The 676-nt window shown below is 68.3% G+C and carries 2 pseudogenes; one reads left to right on the top strand and one right to left on the bottom strand.

Annotation, left to right across the window (positions count from 1 at the left end):
* Nucleotides 1-451 (top strand): annotated as a pseudogene (locus O3W51_RS49220) (transposase); the annotation flags it as partial.
* A gap of 22 nt (nucleotides 452-473) precedes the next feature.
* On the opposite strand, the pseudogene O3W51_RS48250 reads toward O3W51_RS49220, so the two are convergent.
* Nucleotides 474-676 (bottom strand): annotated as a pseudogene (locus O3W51_RS48250) (hypothetical protein); the annotation flags it as partial.

The following is a 676-nucleotide window of genomic DNA, read 5'->3' as shown; positions in this document are numbered from 1 at the left end:
GTCAACGGGATCTATTTCCGGGAGCGAACGGGGGTGCCATGGCGGGATCTACCGGTGCGTTTCGGGAAGTGGAAGACGATCCACGACCGCCATCGGCGCGCTGGTCGGCGGACGGAACCTGGGACCGGATACTCGCTGCGATCCAAGCTGATGCGGACGCCGAGGGACAGCTGGACTGGAGCCAGACCGGAGTGGATTCCACGTCTGCCGTGCTCACCAACACACCGCCGGCGCCCGCAAAGCGGTCCCTGCGGTCGGCCCGTCGATCAGGTCGCCGGTCCGTTTCGACGGCAGCATCCTGCACTGGCGGCTGCCGACCGAGTGGAACGCGGTGCCCAAAATGCTCATATGCCTCCAACAATGAGGTCCCTACCCAGCACCGCGAAGACGAGGAGTCGGACGCTCACGCGGCGGGCTGACCAGCAAAATCCACCTCACCTGCGACGGGGGTGTGGGACGCGTCCGGCACACCGTCAGGCGGCTGGCGCAGGGTCCCCGCCATGCGGTCGGCGTTGCCCGGCGATCAGCGGAGTCAGCGCCGCGATCGCGACGGCCTGGCCGATCAGGGCCCCGACTTTGTCGGCGAAGTAGATCGGCTCGTACATGCCTGGCAACGGGCAGAGAGCTCCGGGGCCGGCGTAGCGGTAGGACCGGATCGCTGCGAGGCCGGCGGCGG

The sequence above is a fragment of the Streptomyces sp. H39-C1 genome, assembly GCF_027158125.1.
In the GTDB taxonomy this organism is placed as follows: Bacteria; Actinomycetota; Actinomycetes; order Streptomycetales; family Streptomycetaceae; genus Actinacidiphila; species Actinacidiphila fildesensis.
This window is presented reverse-complemented; position numbering and strand designations above follow the sequence as displayed.